General features: G+C 71.4%; 13 protein-coding genes and 1 pseudogene. 1 reads left to right on the forward strand and 13 read right to left on the reverse strand.

Going from position 1 to position 14,252, the window contains the following annotated elements:
- Nucleotides 1-85: 85 nt before the first annotated feature.
- From AB0L71_RS27360 to AB0L71_RS27420, 13 genes are all read right to left on the reverse strand, one after another.
- Complete coding sequence (locus AB0L71_RS27360; protein ID WP_365247801.1) at nt 86-901, reverse strand: discoidin domain-containing protein; 816 nt, start codon at nt 899-901, stop codon at nt 86-88.
- 341 nt (nt 902-1,242) lie between these two features.
- Complete coding sequence (locus AB0L71_RS27365; RefSeq protein ID WP_365247803.1) at nt 1,243-1,776, reverse strand: phage tail protein; 534 nt, start codon at nt 1,774-1,776, stop codon at nt 1,243-1,245.
- Nucleotides 1,777-1,781: 5 nt separating this feature from the next.
- A complete protein-coding gene (locus AB0L71_RS27370; protein WP_365247805.1) occupies nt 1,782-3,740 on the reverse strand; it encodes a putative baseplate assembly protein in 1,959 nt (652 codons plus the stop codon).
- A complete protein-coding gene (locus AB0L71_RS27375; protein WP_365247807.1) occupies nt 3,737-4,150 on the reverse strand; it encodes a GPW/gp25 family protein in 414 nt (137 codons plus the stop codon). The genes AB0L71_RS27370 and AB0L71_RS27375 overlap by 4 nt, the downstream gene beginning before the upstream one ends.
- A gap of 6 nt (nt 4,151-4,156) precedes the next feature.
- A complete protein-coding gene (locus AB0L71_RS27380; protein WP_365247809.1) occupies nt 4,157-4,450 on the reverse strand; it encodes a PAAR domain-containing protein in 294 nt (97 codons plus the stop codon).
- 50 nt (nt 4,451-4,500) lie between these two features.
- Complete coding sequence (locus AB0L71_RS27385) at nt 4,501-6,477, reverse strand: VgrG-related protein (RefSeq protein ID WP_365247811.1); 1,977 nt, start codon at nt 6,475-6,477, stop codon at nt 4,501-4,503.
- Nucleotides 6,477-7,277 (reverse strand): LysM peptidoglycan-binding domain-containing protein, encoded by an 801-nt coding sequence (locus AB0L71_RS27390; RefSeq protein ID WP_365247813.1) that lies wholly within the window; start codon nt 7,275-7,277, stop codon nt 6,477-6,479. Before AB0L71_RS27390 ends, AB0L71_RS27385 begins: the two co-directional genes overlap by 1 nt.
- A 5-nt stretch (nt 7,278-7,282) precedes the next feature.
- Nucleotides 7,283-7,720, reverse strand: a complete 438-nt coding sequence (locus AB0L71_RS27395) for a phage tail protein (RefSeq protein WP_365247815.1) — start codon at nt 7,718-7,720, stop codon at nt 7,283-7,285.
- 50 nt (nt 7,721-7,770) lie between these two features.
- Complete coding sequence (locus AB0L71_RS27400) at nt 7,771-9,702, reverse strand: hypothetical protein (protein ID WP_365247817.1); 1,932 nt, start codon at nt 9,700-9,702, stop codon at nt 7,771-7,773.
- Nucleotides 9,703-9,731: 29 nt separating this feature from the next.
- Nucleotides 9,732-9,875 (reverse strand): DUF6760 family protein, encoded by a 144-nt coding sequence (locus AB0L71_RS27405; protein WP_093896703.1) that lies wholly within the window; start codon nt 9,873-9,875, stop codon nt 9,732-9,734.
- Nucleotides 9,872-10,339, reverse strand: coding sequence for a hypothetical protein (locus tag AB0L71_RS27410; protein WP_365247819.1), 468 nt, complete (start codon nt 10,337-10,339; stop codon nt 9,872-9,874). The genes AB0L71_RS27405 and AB0L71_RS27410 overlap by 4 nt, the downstream gene beginning before the upstream one ends.
- Nucleotides 10,339-10,782 (reverse strand): phage tail protein, encoded by a 444-nt coding sequence (locus AB0L71_RS27415; RefSeq protein WP_365247821.1) that lies wholly within the window; start codon nt 10,780-10,782, stop codon nt 10,339-10,341. The genes AB0L71_RS27410 and AB0L71_RS27415 overlap by 1 nt, the downstream gene beginning before the upstream one ends.
- Nucleotides 10,783-10,890: 108 nt before the next feature.
- Complete coding sequence (locus AB0L71_RS27420) at nt 10,891-12,441, reverse strand: phage tail sheath subtilisin-like domain-containing protein (RefSeq protein WP_365247823.1); 1,551 nt, start codon at nt 12,439-12,441, stop codon at nt 10,891-10,893.
- Between the two features lie 270 nt (nt 12,442-12,711).
- Between AB0L71_RS27420 and AB0L71_RS27425 the strand changes: the two are divergent.
- Nucleotides 12,712-14,252: pseudogene (locus tag AB0L71_RS27425) on the forward strand (hypothetical protein); the annotation flags it as partial.

The following is a 14,252-nucleotide window of genomic DNA, read 5'->3' on the forward strand; positions in this document are numbered from 1 at the left end:
CGAAGGCCCCGACCGGGCGGACACCTGGTCGGGGCCTTCGCCCTGTCGTCTTCGTGGCGGTGTGCCTCGTCGCGCCCGTTCGCGATCAGGACCGACGGCCGTAGAACTCCACCTCGGCAAGGGCGAGTCGGCGGCCGGAGCCCGCTCCATAGGTGCTGTCGGTCGTCAGCCGCGCCCGCACGACCTGTGAGCCGCGCAGGTCGAAGGTCTGCTGCCCCGGCTGGTCCTTGACCCTGATCACCTTGTCGGTCCGGCTTCCGTCGGCGGCGGTGAGCGTGACGGTGATCCGGGCCGGGCGGGCCTGGGCCAGGAACTCGTCCTTCTTGGTCGACGTACCGGAGAAGACGACCAGCTTCAGCACCCGTACCGGCTGCTCGAAGTCGCACTCCAGGTACTGCCCGACACCGGTGTCGGGCCCCGCCGCCGAGGGTGACCAGTAGCGGTTGTTGAAACCGTCGAACGCCGCACCGGCCGGGTGGCCGGGAGCCACGCTCGACGCCCGGAAGCGGGTGGGCGGCACCGCCTCCGGCGTCCCGGTCTCGTCCTTGGCGAAGCCGAACCAGCCGGACACATGGGGAAGGGCGAACCAGACACCGCACGCCACCACGATCAGCAGGACCGGAAGCGCCAGGCCGGGCCGGCGCCACAGCCGGCGCTTCGGCCGGGTTCCCGCGACGGGCGCCTGCCGCGGTCGCCGGCGGAACATCCGACGCCACCACGGAGGCCGGGCCTCGGGCGGCGGGCCGGGGTCCAGGACCAGCGCGCATCGGATGCACCGGGTGCGGTCCGAGGCGTTCTCCGTACGGCAGTTGGGGCAGCGGATGGTCGGGGCGGGCAGCGGTCCCGGCGTGGTGTGCGGGGCGACCGGCGGTACGTCGGGCAGCGCCTCCGGCCCCGGCACCGACTCGTCCGTCCCGTCACCGGGGCGCCGGGGAGCAGCCGGGGCGACGGGGGGCCGAGGGGCAGGCGTCGGCTGCGGCTGCGGGGATGGCTGGGGATGTGGGGACACCTGAGGTGTGGGCGACGGCTGCGGCTGGGGGCGCGGCTGCGGCTGTGGCTGTGGGGATGGCTGGGGCGGTGGAGACGACCGCGGCTGGGGCGCGGGCGGCGTCGGCGGCGGGGTGCCGGTGGTGGCAGGGGGCGTCGGGGTGCCGGCGGCGGACCCCTCCCATTCCAGGAACGCCTGGCACGACGCACAGAACTGCGTCCCCGGCGCATTGCTCTGACCGCATGCCTCACAGATCACGAGACCTCCAGATCGAAGCCCACATGCGCCGGAATCTCCGTACGGATCAGCTCCTCCAGCCGCACCCGGTCGACCTGGTACGGCTGTGTGGCCCGGACCCGGACCGTCACCCACGGCCGCGGGCTGCCCGGGAACTGCGTGCGCGGGGTCGACGACCACGCCGTGCCGCCGCTCTCGACGATGTCCGGCTCGATGCCCGTCTCCAGGAACACCGCCTCCGCGAGACCGCGCCGGGTGCCGCGTCTGCTGTGCCGCTCGACCGCTCCCCGTACCGCGGCACGCCGCTGCTCGACGGGGTGGTGCTCACCGGTGTCGACGGCCACCCACTGGGCCAGCCAGGTCAGGAAGTCATCCGGTGCGCTGCGGGGATCGAGGTGGGCGGGCAGATTGTCGATGGCGAGCAGGACCGGGGCGAGTACGTCGTCGAGCGCCGCCAGGAACCGTCGCAGGAAGTCCTGTTCCAGATAGACCGCCGGGAGCTGCTCGATCAGCGGGTGCGGTGTCGGCAGGCCGGTCACGGCTGTGCGCATGGCGGTCAGGCCTCCCGGACCCGGAGCTGGTGCTCGTAGCTGAAGACCAGGGCGTGCCGGTCCAGTGCAATCTTCGTGGCGGGTTCGCCGCGCTGTCCGGTCACCGGATCCGCGGGGAAGAGGCGTACGTCCTCCACCAGATCCACCCCCGGCACCTGCTGCAGTACGGCGAACGCCTCGCCCGACTGGATCGGCCGGCCGAACGGCCAGCCGTCGCCGCCCGGACCACCGCTCAGCGGGTTGAAGTAGCGGTAGAGGGCCTCCAGCGCCTCCTCCCGCACCTGTTCCCGCACGGCGCCCCTGCGTGCCTGGACCGAGGCGACCACGGTGACCCCCTGGTAGTAGGGCGGTTCGACCACCAACCGGGCGCCGATCGGGCGCCGTTCGTCGAGATGGCCGGCGATCAGGGCGAGGGTGTGCTGCGGCGGGATGAGTTCGTCGAACTGGATCCGTCCCTGCTCGTCGCTGCGTCCTGCCGGTACGACGAGCAGCCGCACCCCGCCCGCCTCGACGTCCGCGTCCCCGCCGGCCGGGATGCACTGCACCCGGGAGGCGTCGGGGGCGACCTCGCGGGCCAGCAGTTCGTAGTCGTGCGGCACCACGGCCCGGTGCAGGGTCCGCAACGTCATCGGCCCGCGTACCCGTGCGCTGTCCACAGTCTCCCCGTCGACTCCGCCGAGCGCGGGCCGCCGGTTCTCCACCCGGGCCACGAACGGGATGGCGCTGCGCAGCACCCGGAGCGTGGAGCGGGCGACATTGCCGCGCAGCCCGCCGCCGGTGCGGTACGCGCGCACGCGTACGGTGGCGCCCTTCGGCGGGACCGCCCCGTAGTAGCGGATGGAGCCGTCCCGCTCCCGTACCGCCGGGCCGAACTCGACCCGGCCGGAGTTGGGGTCGAGCGTGATGTGCCGGTCCTCGGGGCCGGAGTGGGCGAAGTCGTCGACCCGGGTCCACTCCGTGCCCTGCGGGCCTCCCGACGGGTCCGCGACCTCGACGACGAACTCGCCCGGCACGACGGGCGGACGGCTCACCGTGAAGGTCTGTCCGGGTACGCCTTCGGCCGGTCCGAGGACCTCGTCCGTCACGGTCTCCGCGTGCACGGCCCCGACGGTCGCGCCGATCGTGAACGCCGTGATCCGGCGCACCACCGGGGACGCCATGTAGGTGGGCTGCCCGGCTTCGGCCTCCACCAGACGGCAGCGCAGCCAGCCGCCGGTGCGGCGCACGACGACGGCCGGGGTGTGGCCTTCCGGCAGGTGCAGGATCAGTTCCCCGGACCGGTTGAAGCCGCCCGTGTCGTCCTTCTCGACCTCGCAGACCGTCCAGGCCCTGCCGTCCCAGGCCTCCCAGAGCAGCGGCGGCCGCAGCGGGTCGACGCCGACGCCGTCGACCGAACATTCCAGCCGCAGTACGACGACGCCCGACGGGACGGCGGCGGACAGCCCGACGTAGACCGCGTCGCCGGGCACGGGTGTGGTGTCGAAGCAGGGGACGGCCCGGCCGAGCGCGAGCTCCTCCGTGCGGTCGACGGCGTCACCGGACGTCGGCCAGGTGGCGAGGTGGGCGAACTCGCAGGGCACGATGGACAGTTCACGGCCGGTGGTGAACACCACCGCTTCCTCGGTCTCGGTGCGGACGGTCGCCACCTCCGTACCGGCCTTCACCCGCACCGGTTCGGGCTGCGGCGCGGAGAGCCGGAACGTCACATCGGTGTGGGCGGCCGTGGGCGGGTGGAGCCGGACACCGATCAGGTCGAGGAAGGTCAGATAGCTCTTCTCCGGGACCCGGTTCACCCGGTAGACGAGCTGGTCGACCATGGTCGCGAAGGCCTCGATGAGGGTCACGCCGGGATCCGACACGTTGTGGTCGGTCCACTCGGGGCAGCGCTGCTGGACGAGCCGTTTCGCCTCGTCGACCAGGCCCTGGAAGCGGCGGTCGTCCAGATGCGGGCTGGGCAGCGTCACGCTCCGTCCACCTCCTCGTGCTGCGGGATCACATAGAACGGAAAGACCAGGTTCCGGGGGTCGTTGGCGCCCCGGACGGTGTAGCCGATGTCGATGTACAGGACCCCGTTGTCGACCTCGTCGAACCGCACGACGACCTCGGTGACCTCGATCCGGGGCTCCCACCGGTCCAGGGCCAGACGTACCTCGTACGCGAGCTGTCCGGCCGTGCCCGCGTCCGCCGGGGCGAACACGTAGTCGTTGATCGCGCAGCCGAACTCCGGGCGCATGGGCCGTTCGCCCGGCGAGGTCGCCAGGATCAGCCGGATCGACTCCTCCAGCTCGTGCTCGCCGCGCACCAGGGCGATGGAGCCGGTGGCGTCCGTATGCGGCGGGAAGGCCCAGCCCGCGCCGATGAACTGCTGCCCCATGGCCGCTCAGCCCCCGATCAGCACCGTCGGACAGCCGGACACGACGGGCGCGCCGCAGGCGGCCAGGTCCCCGACCCGGGCAGCGGGCATCCCGCCGATCAGCACCGAGGTGCTGCCGGGCGGTGCGATCGTGGACGGCGGGTGGACCGCGGGCGGCGGCATCGCGCACACGTGCGGGGTGCCGACCGTGGCGGCGGGCAGGCCGCCGATGAGCACGGACGGGACACCGGGCGGCCCGACCGTGCCGGGGTGTCCGGTGGGGTCGCCGACCCGTGCGGCCGGCGCCGCGGCTGCTGCCATGGAAGTTCGTTCCTCTCGTTTCGTTCAGCTCGCTCGGCGCTCACGCGCCGTCAGTTGATCTTCACCAGCGGTGCGTTGACGGCCAGCGAGCCGCCTGCCTTGATCTCGGTCCGCTGCGTTCCGTTGACCGCGACCTGGGCGCCCTGGACGTCCACCGTGCCGCCGGTGGAGAGCTTGACCTCGCCGTTGCCGCCGTCGACCCGCACTCCGCTGCGGGACGTCAACGTGACGCTGTCGCCGCTCAGTTCGAGCTTTCCCTGTCCGCCGTCCAGCGCGACGCCGTGAGCCGCCTTGATGGACACCTGCTGCTTGGCCTCGATGGTCACGCTGCCGTCGCTGTTGATCACGATCGCGGTGCCTCTGCGATCGAGATCGATCTTCAGTTTTCCGTCGCCGGTGAGCAGACGTACGCCCTGCGGTCCGTCGGCGCCGTCCAGGAGTTCCAGCTGGTTCCCGCTCCTGGAGGCGATCGAACGCCGGTTGACCTCACCGGTGGTCGGATCGACCAGCTTGCCCCCCTGAGCGGGGGACCCACCGGATGCCGCCTCCCCGCCGCCCGCCCCGGACGCACCGCCGCCGTCCCCGGACCCGCCGCCACTTCCACCACCACTGCCACTGCTGCCCTGTGACGGCCGGTCCTTGCCGTTGTACAGACCGGCGAGGACGTACGGACGGTCCAGATGCCCGTGCTCGAACCCCACCAGGACCTCGTCCCCCACCTCGGGGATGAACGCCTCGCCGCCACTCGTCCCGCCGGACTGCGCCGTACGCGCCCAGTCGCTCGCGTACTCGTCCGACAGCCACGGGAACCGCACCTTGACCCGGCCCGAGCCCTCCGGGTCCTGGGTGTCCGTGACCGTCCCGTTGACCAGGCCCACGCAACGCGACCCACCACCGGCCCCCGCCCCGGGCCCACCGGCCCCCGGTCCTCCGCCGGTCAGCCCGAACAGCGAACGCTCCTGCTGTCCGGAGACCGTCAGCCAGGTCTCGTACCCGCGCAACGGGTCGAAGACATGCCGCGACGAGGTGACGGTGTACCGCCCCTCGAACGGTGCTCCCACCGCGTTGAGCGCCACCGCGCTGCCCGCCCGTACCTCGGGGTTCCCCCGGATCACCGCCTCCAGCTCCGCGAACGAACCGGCGATCCGTTCCGCCAGCGCCTTCGCCGCCTGGTCCACCTGTGCCTGGGCCCCGTACGCCGCGTCCGTGACCACGAAACGCGCCTCGCCGAAGGGGGCGGACACCTCGGCCGCGCTCACGCCCAGCTCCAGCGTCGTCGACTTCCCCGCGGGGGCCCGCCCCACGAGCGGCTGCTTGGCCTTGATGTCCCAGCCGCGCACCTCGACCTCGGAGACCTGCTCGGCGGAGGACACCCCGGCCCGGCAGCGCAGCAGATTGCTGCCCATCTCCAGGACCAGGGCGTTCCGTTCGGCCCGCGCCGATCCGTCGGGCGCACCGCTCGCCTCCGCGGGCCGGGTGATGTGCAGCTGCCCGTCGAGCACATAGGCCTGCGCGCCCGCCTCCTCGGCGAGGTCGCGTACGAACTCCCAGTCGGTGATGTTCGGTTGGGCGATGTGTTCGAGTACCGGACCGGCCACGTCCACCGTCCCCGCCTTCAGGCCTGCGCGCTGGGCGACCTGGGCGCAGATGTCGGCGAGCGTCATGTTCTGGTAGCTGGCCACCCGGCGTCCCCGGAACAGCCGGTGCGACTCGTCGAGACCGCGTACGACAGTGAAGGTGCCGGTCTCGTCGAGCTCCACCTCCAGGGCCGTGACGACCCCCTTCAGCAACGGCTTCGGTTCCGTGTCACTGCCCGCGCGGGCCAGCAGCCGGGCCTCGCTCCCGATCTTCAGCCCGGTCTTCTCCAACAACACCCGGTCCGGGTCACGGAAGCGCAGGAGGAACAGGTCGGGAAGGGTCCTGCTGTCGTCGACGTATCCCTCGACCAGCGTGTTCACGGACCCGGGCGGCAGCGGCCGGCCGTCGAACTCCACCACCAGCGCCGTCGCCACACCTGGCTGCGCCATCAGGAACGCCCCCTGTCGCGTTCCTCCTCGAGCCGTTTCAGCTCGTCGAGCGCGGGGAGGAGCAGCTGCTGCCCGGGGGCCAGCCGCATCGGGTCGTCGATCCCGTTCGCCTCCGCGATCACCCGCCAGGCGGCCGGGTCTCCGTACTCCCGCTGGGCGAGCGACGGCAGCGAGTCCCCGGCGTCCAGCCGGTGCACCCGGCGGGCCGCGAGGGCGCCCGAGGTCGGGTTCTGCCCCGGGGTGTCCCCGCTGATCTCCTCCATCGAGACCTGGCAGACGGCCCGGATCGGCACACCCGACGTCGTGAACAGGGTGTACTTCGCCTGCACTTGGCTCACATAGCCGGGAAACCCGGTCAGCCCGCCCCAGTGGAAGACCACCCACGGCGGTGACGAACGCTGCTGCTGACGGGTCTCGTTGGTCGGCACACAGCACGCGAACAGCTGCTCCACGGCGTTCACCACCCGGGTGTCCTGGGTGTCGCTGGCGTCGAAGAACATCTCCACGGTGAGCTTGCTGGGCTGGGATCCCTGGTACTCCGGCGGTCCCGAGCTCTTGGCTCCCTTGGCCGGACTCCGTTTCCAGGAGGCGGCCTTGGTGAGGCTCAGCTCCTTGGGGTTGAACTGGAAGTCGATCCGTCCGCACGGTCCGCCGGGCGTGAGACCGCCGCCGGTCGGCGGCGTCCGCAGTTCCAGGTAGGCGTGCTCCAGCTTGGGCCGGGCCGATCCGCCCCGGCCCGCCTGCGCCGACACCCCGGAGGTACCGGCCGCACTGAACGCGATGGGACCTGCGCCGCTCACCGCCCTCAGCCCTCCATGACGTAGCCGTGATGGGCGATCTCGATCGTCTCCATCGCGACCTTGGGTGATTCGGGGGTGAAGGAAGGACCGGTCCAGCGGACCGGTACGACCTCCAGCAGCCCCCACTGGGCCACCTTCTGCCCGTCGCCGGTACGTGCCTCGATGTGCGCCGTCTTGCGGCTGAACCCGGTCGTCATGGTGGCGAACCAGCGGGCCACCTTCTCGGTCTCCTTGGTCAGCGGCCTGGACAGTTTCACGTTCGAGTACTTCAGACGGGTCGGCAACTGCCACAGATGCCCGTTGTTGCCGCCCTCCTCACGTGTTTCGAGCACCACTTCGCAGCCCAGACCGTCACATGTGTTGAACGATCCGAGCTCGATGTCGTCGATCGTGACGACGAAGCAGACACTGACGGCGGGATCGTCGTTCTGGGCGGTGGCCATGGCGCGTACCTCTCCATTCCCTGGGGTGTCGCTGTTGTTCTCGCCGTTCCTCAGTGCCGGGTGTTGATGAGAAGTCCCGCCCGTTCACGTTCCAGCCGCAGATCCGCCTTGAAGAGGCGGCTGAGCGGTGCGTACAGGGCGCGGACCAGCTCGTCGGTGACAACGGGCGCCCCGCCACCGCCCGGTCCACCGCCCTGGCCGGGTGGGCCGCCGGGTGCGGGGGCGGTGGAGCCGTGGTCCTCGGCGGTGGGGCCGGGTTCCGGTTCCGGTTCGGCTCCGGGCTCCTGGGACGGGTCCGGAGGTGGCGCTTCCGCGGTCTGCTCCTCCCGCTGGACCACGGGTGCCGAGTACGCCGGGGGCGGCGAGCCGAACACCACACTGCCGTCCGCCATCCGCTGGGCCACCCCGGCAGCCACGGCGGCCGAACCGGCCGTGACATAGGAGGAAGCCGTGGCAGGGGAGGAGGGGGCGGCGGGTCCCGCGGACGATGCGGAAGGCATGGAGGTCACGGAGGGCGTCGAGGGCACGTCACGGCTGCCGGAACCCGAGAACGAACGCGGCACCGGAGGCCCGCCGACCGCCTGACGCTGCAGCGCGGAAGGCGGCGGGGGCCGCATGCCCGGCCCCTCCCCCGCCGGTGCGGCGGTACGTTGCACAGCCGCCGGCCCGGAGGGCGCCACCGGCACGGACGGCGTGTACGCCCCGGCAGGGACCCAGCGCAGCGGAACGGCGTCCGGCTCGGACACCGGCGCCGACCAGGGCGTAGAGGCGGAGACCTGCACGGAGGCGGAGGCCTGCTCCGCGGCGGAACGCTGCACGCCGGCCACCGCGTCGGTCCCTCGGCTCTCCGTGGAGTGGAGCGTCAACGGCCGGTCGCCCAGCAGCGGCGCCACCGGAGCGGTCGGCGAGGGCGGAGGCACAGAGGCGGGCACGGAGGCGGGCACGGGCCGGTCGGGCGTCCGCTGGACAGCCGGGCCGGACGACGGCGTGGAAGGCTGCGGCAGGGGCGGCGGCGGGCCCGAGGGCGCGGGCAGCGACGATGCCGGGAGCAGCGGATCGTCGCCGAGCAACGGGGCGGTGGACACCTCCTCGGCCGGCGCCGGCTCCGGGACCATCGGGGTCTCCCGCCTCGCCGCCGTCTCCGGGGCCCCGGAGGAGAGGTCTGCGCTGCCGTCCTGCGTACCCCGGTCGACCGGCTCCGTCCCCGCCGCCATGTCCGTCACCGCCCGCTGGACGGGGGCGGGGGCCGAGTCGGGGCCGGGGGCAGCCTGGCGCTGTGCCGTGGGCGGCAGGGCGGACAGGGGTGCGCCGAGTCCGGGCCTCCGCAGGGCCGGTTCCGCGGCCGAAGGCGCCACCGCACGCTGAAGAGGCGCGGACGCAGGCCCGGGTACAGACGCGGACGGCGGCGCGGGTGCAGGGTCGGCCGGTTCCGGCTGCGGTTGCGGTTGCGGTTGTGGAACCGAAGCCGGTACGAAGCTCTGCTCACCCACCAGTCGGCGTACCGGTAGTTCCGCCACCGCGTCCGACCCGTCGGCGGAGGTCATCACCGGCGTCCCGGCACCGACCGCGCGCTGTACCGGAACGGGCCAGGTCGTGGGCGTGGGCAGGGCCGTGGACCAGCCGCGCACCGGCAGCTCCGCCGCGCGTTCCGCGGACCGCTGCACCGGTGATGTCCGGTCGGCCGGTGCCGGGGTGGTGATCCCGTGCACCAGCCCGGTGGGCGCATCCGGGCTGACCAGATGCCCGAGCGGTGTGCCGAGTGCCGGATCCTGCCGGGTGGTGAGCGCCCCCTGGAACCCGGAGGGGTCGCTGACCAGCTCCGGACCAGCGCCCAACATCCTTTGCAGAGGCGGAAGTTCTGCCAGATCGACCCGCTCGCCCCGGGCGGCTTCCGGCGGCACGGCTGCCGCAGCACTCTGCGCACCAGCGCCCGGCCCCGTCTCCGTACGCCCGCCACCGCGCAGCCAGGACATCAGGCCCATGGATTCTCCTGCCCTTCCTGCGCTCTTCGCTACTGCCCGTTGAGGCGGGCGATCTGTGCGACAAACCTCAGTCGTTCCGGGTGTTCCAGGTCCAGCAGCTCATCGAGCGGCCAGTGGAAGTGATAGGCGAGGTACGCGACCTCCTCGTAGAGCAGGTCGGCCGCGTACGTCACGATTCCCCCAGGCGTCCACCGGCGAGATCCACCGCGAACTCCTCATGGCAGGACGGACAGGAGACGGCGGCGCGGGTGTGGCCCTCGGCGTTGATCCGGCGGTAGAAGTCCTGCAGAAAGGCCAGGTCGGAGGCGAACAGGTCCTCGATGATGCCGGGGTGGATGTCGTCGACCGTGCCGATCCGGGTGACGACCCTGGCGATGAGGACGACCGAGAGGTACGCGGAGTTCTCGCGTACCCGGTCGTCCCGCAGGGGAACGAGTTCATCCCGGGCGGTCGCGAGCCGCATGACTCCCGTGCGGTGCACGACGCCCGCCTCGTCGACGTATCCGCGGGGCAGTTCGAAGGTGAACTCGGTGCGCAGGGAGTCCCGTTGCCCCGACCTGGCACCCCCGCCGACCGGCAGTTGGCCGTCCGGTTCGAGGGCCGCGGTCGGCGCCGAGGCCTGTGCCGTACGCCGCATCAGTCGACTTCCATGCTTTCGTAGGTGATCGCGAGCTTTTCTGTGAGGACGGAGGTGTCACCGGCCTTGAGCGTGCCGATTTCGAGTGACTTCGGCCAGGCGTTGATGAGCTTGTACCGCTTGATGGCGACGCCCTCGTGGTCGTACACGATGACGGCACCGTTGCGCCGGGCGGCAGTCATCCGGCCGAACCGGGAGTCCTTGATCCACCGTTCGAAGCTGTTGTCCTCGGTCAGGCCCCGGGTCACGGTCACCTCACCGGCCTTCGGACGGCCCGGGAGCTTCTTGATGGCGTAGCGGCCGTCGGCGGTGTTCTGCTTCAGCTCGATGACGTCCTGCTCCATCTTCAGACCACTGACCTCGGTGATCTGCTTGATGACGACGCTGTCGAATTCGAGACCGAAGGAGGCCCCGACGGTGCTGTCGAGATCAGGAAGTGCCACAACAGGCTCCTTTACCGCTCATGGCGCTCTTGCCGTGCTTGCCGCGTTCGTTGGTCAGGGATCGCAGGATGTCGGGCCTGCGGCCCGGCCGGGCCCCCTGCGGGCGGGCTACTCGTCGACACCGCCGGTGCCCCCGGTCATCTGGGAGAGGCGGAAGACCACGAACTCGGCCGGTTTGACCGGTGCCACCCCGATCTCGCAGATCACCTGCCCTGCGTCGATGCTCTCCGGCGGGTTGGTCTCGCGGTCGCACTTGACGTAGAACGCCTCTTCCGGAGTGAGCCCGAACAGCGCTCCCTTGCGCCACTCGTTGACCAGGAACGCCGATACCGTGCGCCGGATACGGGCCCACAGGGCGTCGTCGTTCGGCTCGAAGACGACCCACTGGGTTCCGTTGAGGATCGACTCCTCCAGGTAGTTGAAGAGGCGCCGGACGTTCAGGTAGCGCCAGGCCGGGTCCGACGCCAGCGTGCGCGCGCCCCAGACCCGGATGCCGCGCCCGGGGAAGGACCGGATGCAGTTCAGCCCGATCGGGTTGAGCAGATCGTGCTCCCCCTTGGTCAGCTGGGTCTGCAGGGCGACGGCCCCGCGCACCACCTCGTTGGCGGGGGCCTTGTGCACACCGCGCGACTCGTCGTTGCGGGCCCAGATGCCGGCGATGTGCCCGCTCGGCGGGACCAGTTGGGCACGCCCCGACGACGGGTCGGCCACCCGGATCCACGGGTAGTAGAGCGTGGCGTACTTGGAGTCGAAGTTGGCCTGGCCGGTGCGCCAGGCGCGGATCTGCTGCGGGCTGAGTCCGGGCGGCGGGTCGAGGATGGCGACGCGGTCCCCCATCAGCTCGCAGTGGGTGATCAGCCCCTGCTGCACGGCGACGACCGACTCCAGGTCCAGCAGCCCGCGTTGGTAGGCGCTCATCAGATCCGGCACGGCGATCGTGGTGACCTCTTCGACGGCTTCGAGCCCGCCGAGGCCGGTCCGGCGGTCGGAGTCGCCGACGTACAGCTCCGGGGTCAGCGCCCCGGCATCGGGGGACGCGGGCGCGGCGGGGGCCAGGGTCACGGACTGCGGTGCGGGCTTGGCGGGCGCGGCGCCGCGGCCCGACTCCCGTATCTCGATCAGCTCGGACTTGGCGTTGACCCGGGTGGCGACGTTCTCCTTGCTGCGTTTGGTCGTGACGTTCGGGTACGTCTCCGCGACCTGCCCGTCCCGCTTCACGATCAGCTGGAAGACGTCGGAGGGCGGATCGTCCGCCTCCACCTCGGCCACCTCGACGGTGAGCTCGCCGGCCACGCCGGGGCGGGGCTTCACCGCGTACGGCCCGAGCTGTGTCTCCGATCCTGCGGGCAACTGCCCGGCGAACCCGCCGCTCTCGTCCTCGGCCGGGGGCTCGGTGCCGTCACCGATGCGCACCACGTAACAGACACCGCCGCCGTTGGAGAAGAACCCGTAGACGGCGGAGGCGAGATACGTACCGTCGACGAAATCACCGAAGGTGCCGACGAACTGGCTCCAGTTCGTGATCAGCGTCGGCTCGTCGAACGGGCCCTTCTGGGCGAAGCCGACGAAGGCGGCGACCGAGGTGCCCACCCCTTCGATCGGCCGGGATCCGGACTCGATCTCTTCGACGTAGACGCCCGGGGACAGGTACGACGGCATATGAGTCTCTCCTTGGCCGGGGAACGCCCGCAATTCTCGCCACGACCGCGATCACCGGGAACGGACACTCGGCCGCCCTGCCGTGCACCTGCCGGTGCCCGATCAGGCAACGTTCCCTCGCTGTCCGTGTCGGCGCGCGCTGCCCCCGGACGCGTCCCCGCGCGCTGCCTACGCGATCCACCGCCGCCACACCCTGGGACGGCGGCAGAGCCATGCGCCCGCGAGTGCCGAGTGCCGGCTGTCCGCAGAAGTCGTGGGCCTGGAGGGCGGATGAAGGCGGTTCCGGAGAAGGACACCGGCGCTGCCCGCGCCAAGGCCACTCCTGCGCATGCGGACGTCTCCCGTACGACGGCGGCCCCGGAGCGCCCGCCGAGCGACCGCCCCGCCCCCGCGCCCGGTGCGCGTGATCTGCAGCGGTTGCAGCGTGTGGCGGGGAATGCGGCGGTGTCGCGTCTGGTGGCGCAGCGGTATACGGCTCCGGTGAAGCCTTCTGCGGCGCAGGCGGCGGGGTTCCGCAAGGTGAAGGCGGACGTGGCGGCAAAGCGGACCACGATGGCTGTCCATGCACCTGCCGCCACCGAATCCAAGTCCGCTCAGGATGCGGCGGTCGCTCCGCCGGATGACAAGGAGGCGCAGGGCAAGGCGGCGAACGCGGAGAAGATGAATGCGGCGAAGCCGGGTGAGTTCAACAAGCAGGCGTTCATCGATGCGGTGAACAAGGCGATCGATGCGCAGGCGCCGAAGAACCTGGATGACGCGGACAAGTTCTCGAAGTCCGGCAAGGCCGACACGATCAAGTCGGAGGTGGACGGGAAGGTCAAGGACGGCAAGGAGTCCTCGGCCAAGGACATCGATACGGCGACGAAGGCTCCGCCGGACACGTCGGCGGCCAAGGACAAGCCGGTCACTCCGATGGTCCCGGACCAGCCCCCGGCCAACCCGGGCGCCCCGTCCGCGGCGGACGCGATCCCCGAGAAGCAGCCGGCCGCGGTGACCGACTTCTCCGAGGGTCCTGCCGCGAACGACCAGGCGATGGCGGATGCGGAGGTCACCGAGGAGCAGCTCGCCCAGGGCAACGAGCCGGAGTTCGACCAGGCCCTGTCCGCGAAGAAGACCGCCGAGACCGATTCCGCGAAGGCCCCCGCCAAGGGCCGGGCGGCTGAGAACCAGCAGCTGAACACGGCCAAGGCGGGTGCGGCGGCATCCGGTGCGCAGGCGATGAACGCACTGACCGCGACCCGGGCTTCGGCGGGCAAGCAGGTCGACGGGGGCAAGGGCGAGACGAAGTCGAAGGACGAGAAGCGGCGGGCCGAGGCCACCGCGAGACTCCAGAAGGTCTACGACTCCACGAAGAAGGACGTCGAGGAGACCCTGTCCGGCCTGGACAAGAAGGTCGATGCCGCGTTCACGCAGGGCGAGAAGGCGGCCCGGGACGCGTTCACCGCGGACCACCAGCGGCGGATGAAGGCGTACAAGGACAAGCGGTACTCGGGGTGGACGGGCAAGGCCCGCTGGGTCAAGGACAAGTTCGCCGGCCTGCCCCAGGAGGCCAACAACCTCTACCAGGAGGCCCGCAAGCTCTACGTCGCGAAGATGCAGGGCGTCATCTCCTCGGTGGCCGACCTCATCGGCACCGAACTCGGCAAGGCCAAGGCCCGCATCGCCAAGGGGCGCACCGAGTTGAAGGCCGAGGTCGACAAACTCCCCGCCGATCTCCGGGAGTTCGGGCAGGAGGCGGCGAAGGACTTCGCGGGAAAGTTCGACGACCTCGAAGCCAGTGTCAACGAGAAGTCCGAACAACTCGTCCAGGA

It is taken from the genome of Streptomyces sp. NPDC052052, from assembly GCF_040680455.1.
Lineage (GTDB): Bacteria > Actinomycetota > Actinomycetes > Streptomycetales > Streptomycetaceae > Streptomyces.

What these genes read in the sequence shown, in the direction of transcription:
- AB0L71_RS27400 (WP_365247817.1), bottom strand. Translation starts at nt 9,702, where the DNA reads ATGGGCCTGATGTCCTGGCTGCGCGGTGGCGGGCGTACGGAGACGGGG.
- AB0L71_RS27410 (WP_365247819.1), bottom strand. Translation starts at nt 10,339, where the DNA reads ATGCGGCGTACGGCACAGGCCTCGGCGCCGACCGCGGCCCTCGAACCG.
- AB0L71_RS27385 (WP_365247811.1), bottom strand. Translation starts at nt 6,477, where the DNA reads ATGGCGCAGCCAGGTGTGGCGACGGCGCTGGTGGTGGAGTTCGACGGC.
- AB0L71_RS27420 (WP_365247823.1), bottom strand. Translation starts at nt 12,441, where the DNA reads ATGCCGTCGTACCTGTCCCCGGGCGTCTACGTCGAAGAGATCGAGTCC.
- AB0L71_RS27375 (WP_365247807.1), bottom strand. Translation starts at nt 4,150, where the DNA reads ATGGGGCAGCAGTTCATCGGCGCGGGCTGGGCCTTCCCGCCGCATACG.
- AB0L71_RS27365 (WP_365247803.1), bottom strand. Translation starts at nt 1,776, where the DNA reads ATGCGCACAGCCGTGACCGGCCTGCCGACACCGCACCCGCTGATCGAG.
- AB0L71_RS27380 (WP_365247809.1), bottom strand. Translation starts at nt 4,450, where the DNA reads ATGGCAGCAGCCGCGGCGCCGGCCGCACGGGTCGGCGACCCCACCGGA.
- AB0L71_RS27395 (WP_365247815.1), bottom strand. Translation starts at nt 7,720, where the DNA reads ATGGCCACCGCCCAGAACGACGATCCCGCCGTCAGTGTCTGCTTCGTC.